We start from the raw sequence: 19069 nt of genomic DNA, 5'->3' as shown, positions 1-19069 counted from the left end.
CGGCTCACGACAACCCGCACGGCAACTCCGCGTGGCGGCCCTGTGGGCGACCGGGCGATCGAAGAGGCAACACCGATGGGCGAGGGGTACGCATGACTGACACCGGCCAGGTCCCGGGCGAGGGTCACCCGGACAACACGGGCATGGTGGATCAGCAGGGCATCCCCGCTCAGGCCCCGCCCCTTCCCCCCGTCCCGCCCCAGGCTCCGGCGGGCTACGCCTTCCAGGACCTGGTGGACGACTCCGCCGAGGCGGAGGACGAGGAACTCCTGCTGATGCCGAGCGGGCAGGGCGCGTGGAGCGACCCGCAGCCCGTCCCGCCGGCCCCCGCGTTCCCCGTCGAGCAGGCGCAGTCGTACCCCGACTACCCGCAGCCGCTCTACACCGAACAGACCGGCGGGGTCCACGTCGAGCCCGCCTACGTCGACCACGCCGCCGCGGAGAACGCGGCCGCGGCGAACGGCGCCGTGGCGAACGCGGCGGACGGCGGCTACCCCGGCTTCCCCGAGGCCGGTTACCCCGCCCCCGCGCAGCCCGGCTTCCCCGACGCCGCCCAGACCGAGTACAGCGCGGGCGCGCACGAGACGGGCGGCCGGGACTCCGGGGCGCTCGACCTCGGTGGTCTCACGGTCCCGCCACCGGCCGCCGCGCCGCCGGCCCAGGCCGCCGCCCGCCGCCCGCTGCACATGGGCCCGGCCGTCCCCGAGGCCGGGGGAGTCGTACGGTCCCTGGCGGACCGGGGCCCGGCCACCGCCCCGGTGGCGGCGCCCGCGCCGGTGACCCCGATCCCGGTGCGCGACCCCGGTCCGCCCACCACGGGCCCGGAGTACCTGGACGTCCCGCAGCCGGAGGAGCCCGCCCCGGCCGCGCCGCAGCCCACCGAGGTCCCGCCGCAGGCCGGGACGCCGTGGCCCACGCAGCCGCCGGCGGAGGTCGCCGCCCCGGCGCCCGCGACCGTCACCGAGGCGCAGCCGGAACCCGCCCAGCCCGCCCGGGACTCCGCCCCGGAGCCCGCTCCCGAGTCGGTCGTGGCGACCGCGGAGCCCGTCGAGGAGCCCGCCGCAGCGGCGGAAGCCGTTGTCGAGCCGCAGGCCGCCGCCGAGCCGGAGGCCGCCGCCCCGACCGCACCCGAGCCCGCGCCGGAGCGCGAGTCCGCGCCGGAGGCCGTGGCCGCCCCGGTCGAGCCCGCCCCGGCGGAGCCCGTCGCGGTCGTGGAGCCCGCGCCGGTCGAAGCCCTCCCCGAGGCCGCCCCCCAGCAGGAGCTGAAGCCGGAGCAGCAGCCGGAGCCCGCCCAGGTCGCCGCCGTGGCGCCGGCGCAGCCCGTCGAGGCCGCGGCCGCGCCCGAGGCGCCCGAGTCCCCCGTCGCCGACGAGACCGCCGCGGAGGAGGCCGCCCCGGCCGAGCCGGAGCCGCTCGCCGCCGACGCCGCGCCGGCCGAGCCCGTCGCCGTCCCGGGGCCGGAAGCCCCCGTCGCGGCGCCCGCCGAGCCCCTCCCGCCCGCCGAGGAAGTCCCCGCGCCCGCCGGGACGCCGGAGCCGGCCGAGGTCGCGGAGGCCACCGAGGCCGCCGAAGCGCCCGTACCGGCCGTCGCCCCCGGCGAACCGGCCCCGGCCTACGCCGACGCCGACCGCGAGGCGATCCAGCGCGTCATGCGCGAGCGCCGTGACATCCGCAAGGGCTTCCGCCCCGACCCGATCCCGCACGATGTCCTGCTGCGGGTCCTGGAGGCCGCGCACACCGCGCCCAGCGTCGGTCACTCCCAGCCCTGGGACTTCGTCGTCATCCGTTCGGCCGAGACCCGCCGGACCATGCACGAACTCGCCCAGCGCCAGCGCGAGGCCTACGCCAAGTCGCTGCCCAAGGGCCGGGCGAAGCAGTTCAAGGAACTCAAGATCGAGGCCATCCTCGACACCCCGGTCAACATCGTCGTCACCGCCGACCCCACGCGCGGCGGCCGCCACACCCTCGGCCGGCACACCCAGCCGCAGATGGCCCCGTACTCCTCGGCGCTCGCCGTCGAGAACCTCTGGCTCGCCGCGCGCGCCGAGGGCATCGGCGTCGGCTGGGTCAGCTTCTTCGACGAGCGCGAGATGGTCCGCGAGCTCGGCCTGCCCGAACACCTCGAAGTCGTCGCGTACCTGTGCGTCGGCTACGTCGACGAGTTCCCGGAGGAGCCCGAGCTGGCGCAGGCCGGCTGGTCGCGGCGCCGACCGCTCGCCTGGGTCGTCCACGAGGAGACGTACGGGCGCCGCGCGCTGCCCGGCGAGGAGCCGCACGACCTGCTCTCCGAGACCGTAGCCGGCATCCGTCCGCTGGACGCGAAGGCGCTCGGCGAGGCCTGGGAGCGGCAGAAGCGCATGACCAAGCCGGCCGGCGCGCTCGGCATGCTGGAGATCATCTCCGCCCAGCTCGCGGGCCTGTCCCGGGTCTGCCCGCCGCCGATCCCCGAGCCCGCCGCCGTCGCGATCTTCGCCGGTGACCACGGGGTGCACGCCCAGGGCGTCACCCCCTGGCCCCAGGAGGTCACCACCCAGATGGTGGCCAACTTCCTGGGCGGCGGAGCGGTCTGCAACGCGTTCGCCAACCAGGTGGGCGCCGAGGTCTGCGTGATCGACGTGGGCGTCGCCGGAGACCTCCCGGCCACGCCGGGACTCCTTCCCCGCAAGGTCCGCCCCGGCACGGCCGACCTCTCGACCGGCCCGGCGATGACCCGCGAGGAAGCGATCCAGGCCATCGAGGTGGGCATCGAGACCGCCCGCGACCTGGTCGCGGCGGGCAACAAGGCCCTGCTGACGGGCGAGATGGGCATCGCGAACACCACGGTCTCGGCCGCGCTGATCTCCGTGTTCACCGGCGTGGACCCGGCCGAGGTCACCGGTCGCGGCACGGGCATCAACGACGAGACGCACGCCCGCAAGGTCGAGGTCGTCCGCCGCGCCCTGGAACTCCACCAGCCGGACCCGGCGGACCCGATCGGCGTCCTCGCCGCCATCGGCGGCCTGGAGCACGCGGCGATCGTGGGTCTCCTCCTGGGCGGCGCCTCGCTGCGCACCCCGGTGATCCTCGACGGCGTCAGCGCGGGCGCGGCGGCCCTCGTCGCCCGGGCCATCGCCCCCGAGTCCCTGTCGGCGTGCGTCGCGGGCCACCGCAGCGCCGAGCCCGGCCACGTCGCGGCCCTGAACAAGCTCGGCCTGCGCCCCCTGGTCGACCTGGACCTCCGTCTCGGCGAGGGCACGGGCGCCCTGCTGGCCCTCCCGCTGGTGCAGAGCGCGGCCCGCGCCATGCACGAGGTCGCCACCTTCGACTCCGCCGGAGTCACGGAGAAGTAGCCGCGAGCCGCCGCGCGCGGGCAGGCGCGGGCAGGAGCCCGCCTGCCCGCGCGGCGGTGGCAGCACCGGGTCGTATCGTGGACCCGCACACCCGAAACCGCACGTCACACCGGACAAGCCGCTCCAGCGCAGCAGCGGCCGCAGACACACGCCGTATCAGGAGCCGCACCGCCATGGCCGAACACCCCGCGTACCCCGTCGGTCTGCGCCTCTCCGGCCGCCGCGTCGTCGTCATCGGCGGCGGCCAGGTCGCCCAGCGCCGCCTGCCCGCGCTGGTCGCGGCCGGGGCCGACGTCCTGCTCGTCTCGCCCTCGGCCACCCCGTCCGTGGACGCCATGGCCGAGACCGGGGAGATCCGCTGGGAACGCCGCCGATACCAGGACGGCGACCTGGCCGGGGCGTGGTACGCGCTGATCGCCACCCAGAACCGCGAGGCGAACGACCGCGCCTCCGCCGAGGCCGAGCGCGAGCGGGTCTGGTGCGTACGCGCCGACGACGCCTCCGCCGCCACCGCGTGGACCCCGGCCACCGGCCGCGTCGACGGCGTCACCGTCGCCGTACTGACCGGCAACGACCCCCGCCGCTCCGCCGCCGTCCGCGACGCCGTGGTGGAGGGACTGCGGGACGGCTCCCTCGTCTCCGCCCGCCGGCGCGGCCACACCCCCGGCGTGGCCCTGGTCGGCGGCGGCCCCGGCGACCCCGACCTGATCACCGTGCGCGGCCGGCGCCTGCTCGCCGAGGCGGACGTCGTCATCGCCGACCGGCTCGGCCCGCGCGACCTCCTCGACGAACTCCCGCCGCACGTCGAGGTCATCGACGCGGCGAAGATCCCGTACGGCCGTTTCATGGCCCAGGAGGCCATCAACAACGCCCTGATCGAGCACGCCAAGGCCGGCAAGGCCGTGGTCCGGCTCAAGGGCGGCGACCCGTACGTCTTCGGCCGCGGCATGGAGGAACTCCAGGCCCTCGCGGAGGCCGGCATCCCCTGCACCGTCGTCCCGGGCATCTCCAGCTCCATCTCGGTGCCCGGCGCCGCCGGCATCCCCGTCACCCACCGCGGCGTCGCGCACGAGTTCACCGTGGTCAGCGGGCACGTCGGTCCCGACGACCCGCGGTCCCTCGTGGACTGGGCCTCCCTCGCCAAGCTGACCGGCACCCTCGTGATCCTGATGGGCGTCGACAAGATCGGCCTGATCGCCGAGGCCCTGGTCCGCCACGGCCGTCCCGCGGACACCCCGGTCGCCGTCGTCCAGGAGGGCACCACGGCCACCCAGCGCCGCGTGGACGCCACCTTGGCCACGGTCGGCGAGACCGTGCGCGCGCGGGAGGTCCGCCCGCCGGCCGTCATCGTCATCGGCCCGGTCGTCACGGTCAACGCACCGACGGCCTGAAGACCTTCGCCGGCGCCGCACCGGGCCGTTGGCACCACACCCAGGACAAGGCAGTATCACCCTGTGGCTGATCTCATCACCGTCGAAGACCCCGACGACCCGCGCCTGCGCGACTACACGGGCCTGACCGACGTCGAACTGCGGCGCAGGCGCGAGCCGGCCGAAGGGCTCTTCATCGCCGAGGGCGAGAAGGTCATCAGACGCGCCAAGGACGCCGGCTACGAGATGCGCTCGATGCTGCTCTCCGCCAAGTGGGTCGACGTCATGCGCGACGTCATCGACGAACTCCCGGCCCCGGTCTACGCCGTCACCCCCGAGCTCGCCGAACGGGTCACCGGCTACCACGTGCACCGCGGCGCGCTGGCGTCGATGCAGCGCAAGCCCCTTCCGGTGCCCGGCGACCTGCTGGCCGACGAGTCCTCGGGACGTCGGATCGCAGTCTTCGAGGGCTTCGTGGACCACGCCAACCTGGGAGCCGCCTTCCGCAGCGCGGCGGCGCTCGGCATCAGCGCGATACTCCTCTCCCCGGACTGCGCGGACCCCCTCTACCGGCGCGCCATCAAGGTCTCGATGGGCTCGGTCTTCTCCGTCCCCTACGCGCGCCTCGACCAGTGGCCTGCCGACCTGGAGAAGGTCCGCGAGGCCGGCTACCGCATCCTCGCCATGACCCCGAGCCCGAAGGCGACCCCCCTGGACCAGGTCCCGTCGGAGCGCTTCGAACGCTCGGCGATCATGCTCGGCTCCGAGGGGCACGGCCTGTCGACATACGCCCTGCGCGCCGCCGACGAATGGGTACGCATCCCCATGGCGGAGGGCATCGACTCCCTCAACGTGGCCGCCGCCTCGGCGGTCGCCTTCTACGCCACCCGCCCCCCGTCGGCCTGACCCGGGGCGTCCGGGACGGGACCGGAGCCGACCGGGCCTAGAGCTTCTGCGCGGCGGCGATGCCCAGCGCGACGATCAGCGTCACCACGACGAACACGATCAGCCGCTGCCGCATCAGCTTGGGGTCGGGCCCCGCGGGGCGGCGGCCCGTCCCCGTCGTGCGCGGCGCCGGGCGGCCACCGCCGCGTCCGGCGGTGGAGCCGGGGTCGCGGGGCGACGAGGGGCGCGAGTGCGGGCCGCCGGAGGAGCCGTGCGGCCGCGGGGTGGCGCCACCGCCTGCCGCGCCGCCTCCCGCACCTCCTCCGGTACGTCGCTCCGTGCGCTGGTCCGGGTACTGCTCGGTCAGCCGGCCCGTGGGCCGCTCGGTTCGGGCGCGCTGCGCCGGCGGCCGCAGCTCGCCCAGCCCCTGCGCCTCACGGGCCGCGATCTCCTTGAGCCGCATCGACAACTGGAGCGTGCTCGGCCGGTCCTCGGGGTCCTTGGCCAGGCAGGCCCGGACGAGGGGCGCGAGGGCGTCCGGAACACCCTGGAGATGGGGCTCCTCGTGCACCACGCGGTACAGCATGACCTCGGAACTGCCGTGCCCGAAGGGCGAGTCGGCGGTCGCGGCGTAGGCGAGGGTGGCGCCGAGGGCGAACACGTCGGTCGCGGGGGTCACGACGGCGCCGCGCACCTGTTCCGGCGCGAGGAACCCGGGGGAGCCGACCGCCGTGCCGACATGGGTGAGGGTGCTCGCCCCGGTGGCCCAGGCGATCCCGAAGTCGATGATGCGCGGGCCCTTGGGCGACAGCAGGATGTTCGAGGGTTTGAGGTCGCGGTGGACGACGCCCGCCTCGTGGACGGCCACCAGGCCCTCCGACAGCGCGGCGCCGATCGCGGCGATCTGCGCCGCCGTCAGGGGGCCCTCCTCGGCCACCTTGTCGTGCAGGGAGGGGCCGGGCACGTACTGGGTCGCGAACCACGGCCGCTCGGCCTCCAGGTCGGCGGCGACCAGCCGCGCCGTGCAACCCCCTCGGATGCGCCGCGCGGCGGACACCTCACGGGCGAAGCGGGAGCGGAACTCCTGGTCCTCCGCCAGGTCCGGGCGGATCACCTTCAACGCGACCCGCTGCCCGCGCCGGTCGGACCCCAGGTAGACGACACCCATGCCGCCCGCCCCCAGCCGCCGGTGCAGCCTGAAGGAGCCGACGACACGCGGGTCCTCGCGCCGGAGCCGCATCATCGCCATGTCCACCCCGCTGCCCGGTCGTCCTGTTGACGTGCCACAGCTTACGGACCATCCGGCACGAGCGCTCAGAGGCCGCGCCCTCGCCGGGACAATCGATTCTCAGTGCGGAGCACGCCACTTGAGGGTGGCTCAGCTGGTTCGGCGGCCGTCCCACCCCGGGCGCCGGATACCTCCAAACGGCCCTCACCCCAAGGAGATTGGCCCCTTCGCCGGTCCAGGCGGCGGGTTGTGCGCCGGCGCCCGGCCCGCCGCCCGCCGCGCCGGGCGCGGACGGCTCGTGGGAAGACACGCGTGTGCGGGGAGTGACGGAAGTGAGGGAAGTCACTACCCTCCGGTCATCCCTTCCGGGGAGACCCTCACACCGGGGGAGTGATCTCCACCCAGGGGAGTAGGCGCGAGGGCGTTCCCTCATCCTCTCGGAGGCCCGGCAATGGGTACGAGGGCATGAGGCCAGGGTCCTTGCGCCCGCCTAGTGTTGAGGACAAGCGGCGGGCGGCACACTCGTCCCCCGAGGTCACGAGCCCGCCGCTGCCAGACGACAGGGAGAGGACCATGGCGGGCTCCGCACGGCAAGGGCGCAAGGCATTCGCGTTCCACAGCCATGAGTCCGGTACGCGCCACCCGTTGGTGGCCGCCGCCATGGTGCTCCCCCTGGCCGTCCTCCTGCTCTTCCTCTTCGGGGGCTTCGAGCAGGTGGCGGCGCAGGCGTCGTCCGTGGGCGCGATGATGGGGCGCTGAGCGGCGCTCCAGGTCCGGGAGAGCGGCCCGGGCCGGGACATCGCCTTTGTCGCACCCCGTGGGGACGGGGGCGCGACGACGGACGGCAGGTGAAGGGTGCTGCCCGTACGACTGGGGAGTCGGACGGGCAGCACCCTTTTTCACGCGCGCTTCCGCCCGTCGGACCTCTCCCACCCCCCGGCCGACCCTCCTGGGCGCGGCGGCGGACGGAACGCGAAAGCCCCGACCGTGGGAACGGCCGGGGCTTTCCGGTGGTGCGCGATACTGGGATTGAACCAGTGACCTCTTCCGTGTCAGGGAAGCGCTCTCCCGCTGAGCTAATCGCGCGGGATCACGGCTCGAAAGCCGCAGGTGGAGCAGGTGATGCGTGCGCGATACTGGGATTGAACCAGTGACCTCTTCCGTGTCAGGGAAGCGCTCTCCCGCTGAGCTAATCGCGCGGGTGGTCCTCGCGGACCAGTGGACGATACTGGGATTGAACCAGTGACCTCTTCCGTGTCAGGGAAGCGCTCTCCCGCTGAGCTAATCGTCCTTGGAGGTGGAGACGGGATTTGAACCCGTGTAGACGGCTTTGCAGGCCGTTGCCTCGCCTCTCGGCCACTCCACCCGGAGCTGCGGGGGCTCTCGGGAAGACCCCCCACTTCGAGCGGACGACGAGACTCGAACTCGCGACATCCACCTTGGCAAGGTGGTGCTCTACCAACTGAGCTACGTCCGCAGGTCACCGTGTTCACTCCGGGGTGTTCCCCTTCGCTCCCTGGCGACGTGTTGAACTCTAGCGGATTCCCGGGCCAGCTCAAAAACGCGTTTCCGCAGCGTGCTGCCGCTCGATCACCGCCGGTCACCCCGCCGTCACCTCTCCGGCGCCATCGCGCCACCGGTCATAGACTCGCAGCCGTGCACGACCTGCCTCCCCTGGCCCGCTTCGGCGGCCGCCTCGCGACCGATCTCCGCGACGTCACCAGCGATCCCTCCGCCCTCGACTCCACCGGCTTCTGGGCGGTGGTCGTGGACTTCGAGGGGCGTGTGGTGTGCGCGCGCTTCGGGGACATACGCCCCGACCCCGTCCCCGGACCCGTCCCCGGCGCCTGGCGCGGACCCGCCGCCGACCAGTGGACCTCCTCGCTCGACCGGGACGCCTATGTGGCCGGCGTACGCCGTGTCCGCGAGCACATCGCGCGCGGGGAGGTCTACCAGGCCAACCTCTGCCGCGTGCTGTCCGCCCCGCTGCCCGATCCGGCCCGGGCGGACGTCGACGCCCTGACCGCCCTGCTCGCGCGCGGCAACCCCGCGCCCTACGCAGGAACGATTCGGCTGCCGGCCCACGGCGTGGAGATCGCCACCGCCTCCCCCGAACTGTTCCTGCGCCGCAGCGGCCGTCACGTGGAGTCGGGGCCCATCAAGGGAACCGGCCGCACCGTCGCCGACCTGCTGCCCAAGGACCACGCGGAGAACGTGATGATCGTGGACCTCGTGCGCAACGACCTCGGCCGCGTCTGCTCACCGGGCTCGGTCGCCGTCCCCGAACTGTGCGCCGTCGAGGAGCACCCGGGCCTGGTCCACCTCGTCTCCACCGTCAGCGGCGAGCTGGCCGAGGACACCGGCTGGCCGGAGCTGCTGGAGGCGACCTTCCCGCCCGGCTCGGTCACGGGCGCCCCGAAATCCTCGGCGCTGCGGATCATCGAGGCCCTGGAGACCGCCCCGCGCGGCCCCTACTGCGGCGCGGTGGGATGGGTCGACGCCGACCGGGGCACCGCCGAGCTGGCCGTCGGCATCCGCACCTTCTGGATCGACCGCGAGGTGCCCGCCGGCGCCCGCCTCCTCTTCGGCACCGGGGCCGGGATCACCTGGGGTTCCGACCCGGACCGGGAGTGGGCCGAGACCGAACTGAAGGCGGCCCGGCTCCTCGCGGTAGCGTCGGAAACGCACGAGCCGCACGGTGCGCACGATGCGCACGGGCTGAGCGAAGGGACCGTACGGTGAGGATCTGGCTCAACGGGGAGCTGCGGGACGCGGACGCGGCGAAGGTGTCCGTACTGGACCACGGGCTGACCGTGGGCGACGGCCTCTTCGAGACGTTGAAGGCGAAGGACGGGAGCGTGTTCGCGCTCACCCGTCACCTGGACCGGCTGACGCGCTCGGCGCGCGGGCTCGGGCTGCCCGACCCCGACCACGACGAGGTGCGCCGGGCCTGCGCGGCCGTACTGGAGGCCAACCCGATGCCGCTCGGCCGGCTGCGCATCACCTACACCGGCGGCGAGTCCCCGCTGGGCTCCGAGCGCGGCAAGACCGGCCCCACCCTGGTCGTCGCCGTCGGCGAGACCACGCGGCGCCCGGACACCACCGCGGTGATCACCGTGCCGTGGGTCCGCAACGAGCGCTCGCCGCTGACCGGTCTCAAGACCACCTCGTACGCCGAGAACGTCGTCGCGCTGGCCCGCGCGAACGCGGCCGGAGCCTCCGAGTCGCTCTTCGCCAACACGGTCGGGCAGCTCTGCGAGGGCACCGGATCGAACGTGTTCGTCGTCCTCGACGGGGAGCTGCACACCCCGCCCCTGGCCTCCGGCTGCCTCGCGGGCATCACCCGCGCCCTCGTGGTGGAGTGGACCGGCGCCAAGGAGACCGACCTGCCCTTCGACGTGCTGGACCGCGCGGACGAGGTCTTCCTCACCTCCACCCTGCGCGACGTCCAGGCGGTCCACAGCGTCGACGGGCGCCTCGTGACGACCGCCCCGGGGCCCGTGACGGCCAAGGCGATGCGGATCTTCGACGAGCGCGCGGGCTCCGACCTCGACCCGTAGACCCGGATACGGGGCCTCTCGCGCCCGCACGCCCTGTCGCGGCGGCCGTCCGGAGGGTAGAACTCGACGATGACCACCACACTGCGGCCGAGCGGGCCGCTCCGGCAGGACGACGGCGGCGCGCGGTCGCGCCCGTACGAGGTGCGCGTCAACAGCAGGCGCGTCGGGGAGTTGGTGATCAGCGCCGGGACCGCGTTCGGGCCCCGGGTCGGGGAGATCTCCGACCTGGTCATCGACCCGCCGGACCGCCGCCGGGGTCGCGCCACCGTCGCCGCGCTCGCCGCCGAGGAGGTGCTGCGCGGCTGGGACTGCCGGCGGGTGCGGGTGTCGGTCCCCGCCGGGTCCGCGGGCGGCCTACGGCTGGCCGAGACCCTGGGTTACACCGAGTACAGCCGCTACCTGGCCAAAGCGCTCCCGGCCGAGCCGCCCGCCCTGCCCGAAGGCGTCACGGCCAGGCCCATGACGGACGCGGAGTACGCGGCCTGGGCCGCCGCGGCGCCGGCCGGTTACGCCGCGGAACTGGCCGCGCGCGGTATGCCGGAGCGCGACGCGCACGCCCGGGCGGTGGCCGACCACGCGGCCCGCTTCCCGGACGGCCGGGACACCGAGGGAGTCACCCTCGCAGTCCTGGAGGCGGCCGGCGCCCCCGTGGGCCACCTGTGGCTCGCCGCGCAGGGCGAGAGCGCCTACGTCTTCGAGGTGGAGGTCGCCGAGGGGCACCGCGGCCGGGGTCACGGGCGAGCGCTGATGCTGCTCGCGGAACGCGAGGCACTCCGGGCGGGCCACGGGACGGTCGCCCTCCAGGTCTTCACCACCAACACACCGGCGCTGCGCCTGTACGAGTCCCTCGGCTACCGACCCACGGCCCTGAACCACGCCAAGGACCTGCTGTAGCGGGCTCAGCCCGCCAACAGCCGGTCGGCGATCTCCTCGACGCGGGCGCGCAGGCCCTCCTGGCTCTTGCCGCCGTCGAGGCGCTCGCCGCCGATCACATACGTCGGGGTGCCGGTCACGCCGATCGCCTTGCCCTCGGCCTGGTCGGCGTCGACGATCAGGATGTGCCGGCCGTCGACCAGGGCGGTGTCGATCTCCTCGACGTCCAGGCCGAGTTCACGCGCCACATCGAGCAGTACCGCTTCCCCGCGCGTGGCCAGCTCGGCGGTGCGGGCCAAGACGGCCTCCGCGTACGGCCAGCCCTGGCCCTGCTCCGCGGCCTCCTCGGCGGCCTGGGCCGCGGCGAAGGCGTGCTTGTGCTTCTCCAGCGGGAAGTGCCGCAGCACGATGTCCAGCCGGTCGCCGTAGCGGGCCCGCAGGGCGCGTACGTCGTCCAGGGCGCTGTGACAGTCCGGGCACTGGAGCTCGCACCAGACCTCCAGCACGACGGGGGCGGCGGGGGCGGCGGGCGTGGACGCGGGAACGGAGTCGGGGGAGTGCGAATCGGTCATGCGCACAGTCTCCCAGCCGGCCCCCGGTCGCACCGACCGGGACCTGGGGAGGACGGCCGACCCCGAGATGTCCCGGAGATCCGCCCCGGCGCCGCCCCGGCCGTGGCCCCCGTGCCGGTGGCCGGTGCACGATGGACGGGGGCGGAGCGCCGCCCCCACCCGATCCGTCGGCTCCTGGAGGACCGCATGCTCGCCGAGACCATTTGTTCCGCGGTGTCCGCGGCGGGCCTGGGCATCGCCGCGCTGACCGCGTACCGCAGGCGTTTCCTCGCCGCGACGCGCATCGCCGCGTACTCGCTTGTGCCGGTCGCACTGGTACTGACCGGCGTCGTGGAGTGGGTGTCGGGGATGGTGTTCAAGCCCTCCGTCTGGCTCGGCTTCGGTCTGCTGGGCCTCGCCTGGGCGCTGTTCCTGCTCACCCGGACCGTCGAGCGCCGGGCGGTCGGCCGGACCGGGAAGCCCACGGAGCCCCGGGCGTCGCGGGGCCGCCGGGCCCGGGACGCCGTCGCGCCCGACGCCTCCGCGCCCTCCCTCGCCGCCGGCTCCCGGCCGACGCCGGAGCGGGCCGCGGCTCCGGCGGACGACTTCTCCGACATCGAGGCGATCCTCAAGAAGCACGGCATCTGAGCGCGGCCTCCGACCGGGAGGGGACCGGCCCCCGCCGCCCCGGCCCCGTCGCCCCGCCCCCTTCGACCCGTCACGGGAAAGGGCGAACTCCCGCCGAGTCCTGGCGTGTTGAGGGGCGATTCCGAGCGCGCTGGGCGATCATCGGCCCGACATGCCGGACACATCACCTGGTGAGCCCTCGGCTCGCGTTCCCGCCGAAGAAGCCCGCGGTTGTCTCTTCGCGCTGTCCCAGCCGCCCCTGATGATCTTCCTAGCGGTGATCGGAACCCTGCTGCTGCTCGCCGCCGTACACGACCTCTTCCTGCTCTGAGCCGTGCGCGTCCGCCTCCTTGCGGCGCGCCCGGTACGCGGCCACGTGCAGCCGGTTTCCGCAGGTCCGGCTGTCGCAGTAGCGACGCGAACGGTTGCGGGAGAGGTCGACGAAGGCCCGTCGGCAGTCCGGGGCCTCGCAGCGGCGCAGCCGCTCCTGCTCGCCCGAGACCACGATGAAGGCCAGCGCCATGCCGCCGTCGGCCGCCAGGTGGTCGCCCACGGAGGCGCCCGGCGCGAAGTAGTGCACATGCCAGTCGTAGCCGTCGTGGTCGGTCAGTCGCGGCGTGGTGCCGGCCGTGGCCACCAGTTCGTTGATCAGCGTGGCGGCGGCCCGGGGGTTCGGGGCGGCGAAGGTCTGTGCGAACTTCTCGCGCACGGTGCGCACCCCGGCGAGGTCACGGGCGCCGAGTTCGCCCACGTCGCTGATCGCGTACTCCTGGACGAAGCCCCGCAGCGCGCCCACGTCGGACAGTCCGTCGGGGCTGCCGGGCTCGGCCGCGGTGTTCACCAGCGCGACGACGACGTCGAGCGCGCGACGGGTGTCGTGGGGGATCTGCACGGGGGTCTCCCTGGGGGCCGGGCCTGCGGCGATCGGTCTGAGCCGCGTGGGGGGCCGACTCTAGTCGTCCCCGGCCGCTGCCGGGAGGTGCGACCGTCCCCGGAAAGCACGGCGGCGCCGCCCCCGCGGTTGGCTTCCGCGAGAACAGCGCCGGCACTGCCGCATGTGGTTGTCCATCCCGCACCGTCGCCCCGAGTCGGACGGTGTCGGGTGGTCCCGGCCGCGGCCGGGAGGGCCGCCCGCGTCCTGGGTCAGCTTTCGGCCAGGATGTGGGAGAGCTCCTTGTCGAGGTCGAAGTGCCGGTGTTCGGTCCCCGGTGGGACCGCGGCGTCCGTCCGCTTGAGGAAGGACTCAAGTGCTCGGGCGGGTGCTTCCAGCAGTGCTTCTCCTTCCGGAGAGCTCAGGGCGATGCAGACGACTCCCTGACCGTGGCTGCGGGACGGCCAGACGCGGACGTCGCCGGTGCCGGTGGGTCGGTGGAGACCCTCCGCGAGGAGGTCGCGGGCGAATACCCATTCGACCGTCTCCTCGGCGCCGGTGTGGAAGGTGGCGTGCACGGCGTAGGGATCGGCCGTGTCATACCGCAGGCCCGCGGGAACAGGCAGTGAGGACTCGCTCGACACAACGAGGCGCAGGTGCAGCTCGCAGCTGACCGTGGTGTTCATAAGCGCCAGGGCCTTTCGCTCAGTGTGCGCTCGGGGATTCGCACGTCGGCGAAATCGACATGCCACCTACGGTGGCGTTGTAAACCCCTCTGACCGTTTTGCGGACCTCTGGGTCCCTCGGACGGCGGATCCAAACGACCGATCACGTGTGCTTCCGGCCCGTGATCCGACTCCGGTAGATTCGACCCATGAATACGGGGAGTGACCACGGGGCGCACGAGTCGGCGCCGAACGGAACGGATTCGGCGGACCAGCCGCACGTCTCGAAGGCGCCGGCCTTCGTGAAGGCCAACCGCAGCCTGCACCTGACCTGGCAGGTCGGCGTGTTCATCGTCGGCCTGGCCGTCATCGCCGCCGGCATCGCGATGCTCGTCCTGCCGGGCCCGGGATGGGTCGCGATCTTCGCCGGCCTGGTGATCTGGGGGACCGAGTTCGCCTGGGCGCAGGTGGTGCTGCGCTGGACGAAGCGGAAGGTGTCCGAGGCGGCGCACAAGGCGATGGACCCCAGGGTGCGCCGGCGCAACCTGATCCTGACCGGCGTGGGCCTCGCCGTGGCGGCCGTGTTGATCGGCTTCTACCTGTGGAAGTACGGCCTCATGCTGCCGTGGAACATCAAGGACCAGTGATCGGCCCGATCCGCCCTGATGGCGTAGAGCACCGCTGACATGCGGTAATGTTTGCGGTGCGTCCGGGCGATTAGCTCAGTGGGAGAGCACTTCGTTCACACCGAAGGGGTCACTGGTTCGAACCCAGTATCGCCCACCGGACCCAAGGCCCGGAGACTCGAAACGAGTCTCCGGGCCTTCGGCGTGTCCGAGCCCGCGCCTCGCCGCCCGGGAGGGCTGTACGGGGCCTGCGACGCCCTCGCGCGGGACGGCCGGTCCGACGGGCCGGGGAGCGCGCCGCGGGGCTTCCGCGGGGCCCGGACGGGCCGTCGCGAAGCCGTAGGGAGGCCGTCGAGGGGACCTCCGGACCGTCGTGGTCGCCCGGCCTACGGGGATGGTCGTGCGGGAGTCGGGGCAGGCTGGGAGCATGGATCACAGCCCCCGACACGGGTGGAGCCGCTTCCGCTTCCGCAGCGTGTGGGACCTCGACGCCCCGCCCGCCCTCGTCTACCGCGCCCTGGAGCGGGTCGAGGACTACCCGCGCTGGTGGCCCCAGGTCCGCCGCCTCGAATCCGCCGCCGGCGACGCGGCCACCGCCGTCATCCGCTCCGCGCTGCCCTACGAGCTGCGCGTCACCGTCACCGAGCTGCTCCGCGACCCCGCCGGCGGCGTGCTGGAGGTCGCGCTGAGCGGGGACGTCGAGGGGTGGGCGCGATGGACCGTGCGCACGCGGGGGACCGGCACGCGCGCCGTCTACGAACAGGAGGTCGAGGTGCGCCGGCCGCTGATGCGCCGCCTCGCGGTGCCCGGGCGGCCCCTGTTCCGGCTCAACCACACCCTCATGATGCGCGCCGGGCAGCGTGCTCTCGCGGCGTGGCTGGCGGCCCGGCCGGCAGCGGTTTGAACAGAACCCCGGGGCTCTTGTATTGTTCAACCCGTTCCGGGCGATTAGCTCAGCGGGAGAGCACTTCGTTCACACCGAAGGGGTCACTGGTTCGATCCCAGTATCGCCCACCGGGACAGGCCGGTCCGTCGCAAGACGGACCGGCCTTCCGCTTTTTCCGGATGCCGTGCCCGTGGTGTTCCGGAGCGCGCCTACGCCGCGGCCGGGAGCTCCGGCCGCAGCGGCCAGTGCGGGTCCACCGGTTCCGGGGTGCCCTGACGGGCGAACCAGGCCTGTAGCCCCCGCGCCTGCGCCGCGTGCCACACCGCCTGCAGCGCGTGCAGTTCGGCGGGCGTCAGCCGCTCCAGCCGGCCCGCGAAGCGGCGTCCGAGCGCCCGGACGAGCTCCAGCGAGGCCAACGCGTCGGCCGCCGCGTCGTGCGCGCCCTCCAGCTCTATCCCGTAGTGCGCGCACAGGTCGCCCAACGTCCGGCGCCCCTTGCGGTAGCGGTCCAGGTGCTTGTCCAACACCCGCGGGTCCAGCACCGTCAGCGGCCGGTCGTCCAGGTACCGCGCCAGCGACGACGCCCGGTGCCTGCGCAACTCCCGGTCCAGCAGCGTCAGGTCGAACGGCGCGTTCATCACCACCACCGGCCGGCCTGCCAGTTGCTGCTCGCCGAGCGAGCGGGCTATCTCCTCCACCACCGGCGCCGGCCAACGGCCGTTGCGCTGGAGGTGTTCGTCGGTCAGGCCGTGCACTTCCGTGGCGCCCCGGGGCACCGGGATGCCCGGATTGACCAGCCAGCGCGTGGTGCGGACCCGGCCGCCCGCACACTCCTGCACGACGAGCGCGGCGGACACGATCCGGTCCTGCTCGACGTCCACCCCGGTCGTCTCCGTGTCGAATGCGGCCAGCGGTCCCTCGTACCAGCGTGTCATGGCGAACTCCTCGTCCCCGATCGGCAGATGGGGCGCGACGGGAACTCGCCACCCCTTGCCCGAATCGGTGATACCCGGGCTGTTTGCCCCGTACGCCGTTTGGCCCCGGTCCGCTGCGGAGACAACCTCCTTGGGTGACCGCACGCCTGATCGGTCGTCACCCCCACCACCCCTCACGAGGCAGAGCCCGGAAGGCATGGGGAGCCGGCCATGGCGCTCGCGCAGCCCGAACCGGGCGGGGTGCTGCAAGGGCGGATCGGACCGCGGACGGACGCGGCGACCGGACCGTCGCGCGGCTCACTCGCCACCACCGCCTGCATGGAGACCCTCCAGGTGGGATACCTGCACGCGGTCGCCGCCGCGGCCGGGTGTTCGCTGTCCCAGCCCTTTCCCGACAACGGCATCGACTGGCACGTCAGTCACGGCGCGTCCGAGCACGTCATCGACGACGAGGTCACCATCAAGGTGCAGTTGAAGGCGACCTACCAGATACCGCCGCGGCCGGCCGGAGCCACCTTCGGCTTCACCCTCGACAACGAACACCTCGTGAAGCTGGCCCGCACCCCGGTCGCCGTCCACAAGATCCTCGTGGTGATGCTCGTCCCGCGTGAGCGCGGGGAGTGGCTCAGCGCCGGGCACGACCGGCTCGACCTGCGGCACTGCTGCTACTGGACCAATCTCGCCGGGCACCCCGTGACCGGCCGGCGCCGGACCACCGTACGGATACCCACCACTCGGATCTTCGACGACCGGGCGCTCTGCGAGATCATGACCCGGGTCGGGTCGGGAGGGACACCCTGATGGACCGGAACGCACCACGCCTCGAACCGCTGTCGTCCCCGTCGCCGTACGCGGACCCGTCTCCCTTCGTGGACCCGACCTCCCCCGCGACGCCCGACGCCGCGCACGTCGACCCGGCCGTACTCGGCGCGCTCCTGCACCGGCACGGCTGGCTGCGACGGGGCGGCGCCGCCGGACGGTACGGACGCTGGACCCCGCCGGGCCGCCCGGGCACCAGCCTCCTCGTCCCGGAGAGCCGGACCTTCCCGGACTGCGCCGACCTCCTGGAGGAGGCGCTGACCGCGCTGTCGCAGGGCGGGCTGCCCTCGGCGCGGGAGGTGCTCTTCGGGCTGAGCGTGCCGAGCGACGAGATCCGCTGGGAGCGGGAGTTCCCGGAGGGCGCGTACGCGGCGCGGCGGCCGGAGGCGTGGCCCGTGCAGGAGCAGCTCCGTACGGCCGCGCGCCAGGTGCTGTTGGCCGGCGCCCTCGCCGTCCGAGCCCGGGCCGGGTACTACGGCGCGCGGCACCGCGCCCAGGCCCGACGGAGCCTGGACGGCGTGCTCGTGGGCCCCTCGCCGGGCGGGCGCCGGCTGACCGCGTACCTCCCGGTGGACGGGGGGCGGGGGGTCGTGACCCGGCTGCACCACGCCCTGCACGCGGCGCGCGAAGCGGTGGACTACCGGCGGGCCACCGGGGGCATGGAGGCCTTCGACGCGGCGGTGGGCGCCGGCGTCAGCCGCGAGCTGGCGGAGGCGTTGATCGCCCTGGTACGGGGTTCCGAGGGGGCCCGCGTCTGTCTGGCCTGGTCCCCGGCCGCGGGGGTGCCCGCGGGGTGCGCGGCGCGACCGGAGCCGGTGGAGTTCTCCCCGGGTGACCTCCCCGTACTGCGCGAGGCCGCCGCCCGCTACACCCGGGACGAGCCGGCCGTCCCGGTCCGGGTCGTCGGGGCGGTGGTCCGGATGCGGCGCTCGGCCCCCGGAGGCGGTGGGACGGTGCGGCTGCGGGTGCTGGCGGGCGCGGAGGTGCCGCAGGTGCGGGCCCGGCTCGACGAGGAGGCGTACCGGGTCGCCGGACACGCGCACCTGGTGGGCCTTCCGGTCCGGATGAGCGGCCGGCTCCAGCGCCGGGGCGGCTTCCGGCGGCTGACCGAGGCCACCGACGTCGTCCCCGTCCCGCTGGACGAGGTGGAACGGGACCGCCTGATGAAGTCGCTGGACGAGCCCTTCGACCCGTCCGACGTCCTGCCGTCCGACGAGTGACGGTCGGGCCCGCCGGTCGCTGCCCCCGGACGGCGGGGGCCGGGCCGAGGGCGTGTTCCGAAACCGCGCCGTGGCCCGCCTTCTACACCACGCCCTGGACCTCTCCTCCCGGGTCGCGGGTGAAGGAGGCCATCACCAGGCCCGGGGCGGGGGAGAAGTCGTCGCCGCGGAGGAAGCCCAGGCGGTCGTACAGGGCCACCGCCGGGGCGTTCGCGGCGCCCGTCGAGACCGTGACCCGGCGGTCGGGGACGGTGTCGGTCAGCAGGTGCCGCAGCAGGAGCGAGGCGATGCCCCGGCGGAAGGCCGTCGGGGCCACGCACAGCCGGTCGACGCAGACGGAGCCGTCGGCTTCCTCCTCCCATGCCAGGAAACCCGCGATCTCCCCGTCCGCGCCGCTCACGCCCAGCCAGCGCAGGGGCCGCTCCCGCAGCTGCGCGAGGCTCTCGCGCAGCGCCGGTATCCCGTCGAAGCCGATCAGTCCCGCCTCCACCGCGTACGCCTCGCGCCCGACGCGGTGTACCGCGGCAGCGGTGGCGTCGTCGGTCAGGTCCAAGGGCCGCACGGGCCCGGTCGTCTTCGGCATGGGGCCACCGTAGAGGGCTTCCCGGGGCGGCGGGACAACCG

At 74.1% G+C, this 19069-nt stretch carries 18 protein-coding genes and 7 tRNA genes; 14 read left to right on the top strand and 11 right to left on the bottom strand.

Annotated elements, in window-relative coordinates; genetic code table 11:
* The first annotated feature begins 92 nt into the window (after nucleotides 1-92).
* The 3 genes from cobT (at nucleotide 93) to E6R62_RS02885 (ending at nucleotide 5605) form a co-directional block, all read left to right on the top strand.
* A complete protein-coding gene (gene cobT, locus E6R62_RS02895) occupies nucleotides 93-3329 on the top strand; it encodes a nicotinate-nucleotide--dimethylbenzimidazole phosphoribosyltransferase (protein WP_136211010.1) in 3237 nt (1078 codons plus the stop codon).
* Nucleotides 3330-3502: 173 nt separating this feature from the next.
* Nucleotides 3503-4720, top strand: coding sequence for a uroporphyrinogen-III C-methyltransferase (gene cobA, locus E6R62_RS02890; protein ID WP_136211008.1), 1218 nt, complete (start codon nucleotides 3503-3505; stop codon nucleotides 4718-4720).
* Nucleotides 4721-4783: 63 nt separating this feature from the next.
* Nucleotides 4784-5605, top strand: a complete 822-nt coding sequence (locus tag E6R62_RS02885; RefSeq protein ID WP_136211005.1) for an RNA methyltransferase — start codon at nucleotides 4784-4786, stop codon at nucleotides 5603-5605.
* A gap of 37 nt (nucleotides 5606-5642) precedes the next feature.
* On the opposite strand, the gene E6R62_RS02880 is transcribed toward E6R62_RS02885, so the two are convergent.
* Nucleotides 5643-6839, bottom strand: coding sequence for a serine/threonine-protein kinase (locus E6R62_RS02880; protein ID WP_206308627.1), 1197 nt, complete (start codon nucleotides 6837-6839; stop codon nucleotides 5643-5645).
* 546 nt (nucleotides 6840-7385) lie between these two features.
* Here E6R62_RS02880 and E6R62_RS02875 point away from each other — a divergent pair.
* Nucleotides 7386-7571 carry a hypothetical protein gene (locus E6R62_RS02875; RefSeq protein WP_136211001.1) on the top strand — a complete coding sequence of 62 codons (186 nt, stop codon included), beginning with the start codon at nucleotides 7386-7388 and terminating at the stop codon, nucleotides 7569-7571.
* 252 nt (nucleotides 7572-7823) lie between these two features.
* On the opposite strand, the gene E6R62_RS02870 is transcribed toward E6R62_RS02875, so the two are convergent.
* The 5 genes from E6R62_RS02870 to E6R62_RS02850 all read right to left on the bottom strand — a co-directional run bounded on the left by E6R62_RS02870 (nucleotide 7824) and on the right by E6R62_RS02850 (nucleotide 8289).
* Nucleotides 7824-7898: transfer RNA gene (locus E6R62_RS02870), tRNA-Val, on the bottom strand.
* Nucleotides 7899-7939: 41 nt separating this feature from the next.
* Nucleotides 7940-8011 (bottom strand) — tRNA-Val (locus E6R62_RS02865).
* Between the two features lie 20 nt (nucleotides 8012-8031).
* A tRNA-Val gene (locus E6R62_RS02860) sits at nucleotides 8032-8103 on the bottom strand.
* A gap of 1 nt (nucleotide 8104) precedes the next feature.
* Nucleotides 8105-8178, bottom strand: a tRNA-Cys gene (locus tag E6R62_RS02855).
* A 38-nt stretch (nucleotides 8179-8216) separates the two neighbouring features.
* Nucleotides 8217-8289 (bottom strand) — tRNA-Gly (locus E6R62_RS02850).
* Between the two features lie 179 nt (nucleotides 8290-8468).
* Here E6R62_RS02850 and E6R62_RS02845 point away from each other — a divergent pair.
* The 3 genes from E6R62_RS02845 to E6R62_RS02835 all read left to right on the top strand — a co-directional run bounded on the left by E6R62_RS02845 (nucleotide 8469) and on the right by E6R62_RS02835 (nucleotide 11266).
* Complete coding sequence (locus E6R62_RS02845; protein ID WP_168713944.1) at nucleotides 8469-9554, top strand: chorismate-binding protein; 1086 nt, start codon at nucleotides 8469-8471, stop codon at nucleotides 9552-9554.
* Entirely contained in the window at nucleotides 9551-10372 is an 822-nt protein-coding gene (locus tag E6R62_RS02840) for an aminotransferase class IV (protein ID WP_136210998.1), read from the top strand. The genes E6R62_RS02845 and E6R62_RS02840 overlap by 4 nt, the downstream gene beginning before the upstream one ends.
* A 69-nt stretch (nucleotides 10373-10441) precedes the next feature.
* On the top strand, nucleotides 10442-11266 hold the full coding sequence (locus E6R62_RS02835; RefSeq protein WP_136210996.1) for an N-acetyltransferase: 825 nt from the start codon (nucleotides 10442-10444) through the stop codon (nucleotides 11264-11266).
* Nucleotides 11267-11271: 5 nt separating this feature from the next.
* On the opposite strand, the gene E6R62_RS02830 is transcribed toward E6R62_RS02835, so the two are convergent.
* Nucleotides 11272-11817: a DsbA family protein gene (locus E6R62_RS02830; protein WP_136210994.1), complete on the bottom strand. Its 546-nt coding sequence runs from the start codon at nucleotides 11815-11817 to the stop codon at nucleotides 11272-11274.
* Between the two features lie 186 nt (nucleotides 11818-12003).
* Between E6R62_RS02830 and E6R62_RS02825 the strand changes: the two genes are divergently transcribed.
* Nucleotides 12004-12444, top strand: a complete 441-nt coding sequence (locus E6R62_RS02825; RefSeq protein WP_136210992.1) for a hypothetical protein — start codon at nucleotides 12004-12006, stop codon at nucleotides 12442-12444.
* Between the two features lie 250 nt (nucleotides 12445-12694).
* Here E6R62_RS02825 and E6R62_RS02820 read toward each other — a convergent pair whose 3' ends face one another.
* Nucleotides 12695-13315 (bottom strand): CGNR zinc finger domain-containing protein, encoded by a 621-nt coding sequence (locus E6R62_RS02820; protein ID WP_136210990.1) that lies wholly within the window; start codon nucleotides 13313-13315, stop codon nucleotides 12695-12697.
* Nucleotides 13316-13566: 251 nt separating this feature from the next.
* Nucleotides 13567-13980 carry an SsgA family sporulation/cell division regulator gene (locus E6R62_RS02815; RefSeq protein WP_030011909.1) on the bottom strand — a complete coding sequence of 138 codons (414 nt, stop codon included), beginning with the start codon at nucleotides 13978-13980 and terminating at the stop codon, nucleotides 13567-13569.
* A 188-nt stretch (nucleotides 13981-14168) separates the two neighbouring features.
* Here E6R62_RS02815 and E6R62_RS02810 point away from each other — a divergent pair, with 188 nt between their 5' ends.
* The 4 genes from E6R62_RS02810 (at nucleotide 14169) to E6R62_RS02795 (ending at nucleotide 15599) form a co-directional block, all read left to right on the top strand.
* Nucleotides 14169-14606, top strand: coding sequence for a TIGR02611 family protein (locus E6R62_RS02810; RefSeq protein WP_136210988.1), 438 nt, complete (start codon nucleotides 14169-14171; stop codon nucleotides 14604-14606).
* Between the two features lie 64 nt (nucleotides 14607-14670).
* Nucleotides 14671-14742, top strand: a tRNA-Val gene (locus E6R62_RS02805).
* 270 nt (nucleotides 14743-15012) lie between these two features.
* Nucleotides 15013-15489: an SRPBCC family protein gene (locus tag E6R62_RS02800; RefSeq protein WP_136210986.1), complete on the top strand. Its 477-nt coding sequence runs from the start codon at nucleotides 15013-15015 to the stop codon at nucleotides 15487-15489.
* Between the two features lie 38 nt (nucleotides 15490-15527).
* A tRNA-Val gene (locus E6R62_RS02795) sits at nucleotides 15528-15599 on the top strand.
* Nucleotides 15600-15680: 81 nt separating this feature from the next.
* On the opposite strand, the gene E6R62_RS02790 is transcribed toward E6R62_RS02795, so the two are convergent.
* Entirely contained in the window at nucleotides 15681-16406 is a 726-nt protein-coding gene (locus tag E6R62_RS02790) for a 3'-5' exonuclease (RefSeq protein ID WP_136210984.1), read from the bottom strand.
* A 210-nt stretch (nucleotides 16407-16616) separates the two neighbouring features.
* Here E6R62_RS02790 and E6R62_RS02785 point away from each other — a divergent pair, with 210 nt between their 5' ends.
* Both E6R62_RS02785 and E6R62_RS02780 read left to right on the top strand, forming a co-directional pair.
* A complete protein-coding gene (locus E6R62_RS02785) occupies nucleotides 16617-17207 on the top strand; it encodes a DUF4365 domain-containing protein (protein ID WP_136210982.1) in 591 nt (196 codons plus the stop codon).
* A complete protein-coding gene (locus E6R62_RS02780) occupies nucleotides 17207-18445 on the top strand; it encodes a hypothetical protein (RefSeq protein WP_136210980.1) in 1239 nt (412 codons plus the stop codon). The genes E6R62_RS02785 and E6R62_RS02780 overlap by 1 nt, the downstream gene beginning before the upstream one ends.
* An 82-nt stretch (nucleotides 18446-18527) precedes the next feature.
* Here the strand turns inward: E6R62_RS02780 and E6R62_RS02775 are convergent, their stop codons facing one another.
* Complete coding sequence (locus E6R62_RS02775; RefSeq protein WP_136210978.1) at nucleotides 18528-19028, bottom strand: GNAT family N-acetyltransferase; 501 nt, start codon at nucleotides 19026-19028, stop codon at nucleotides 18528-18530.
* Nucleotides 19029-19069: the final 41 nt, after the last annotated feature.

Origin of the sequence: Streptomyces sp. A1136 (assembly GCF_004795055.1) — a bacterium.
Taxonomy (GTDB): Bacteria; Actinomycetota; Actinomycetes; order Streptomycetales; family Streptomycetaceae; genus Streptomyces.
The sequence above is the reverse complement of the archived record's forward strand: the minus strand, read 5'-3'. Positions and strand labels throughout refer to the sequence as shown.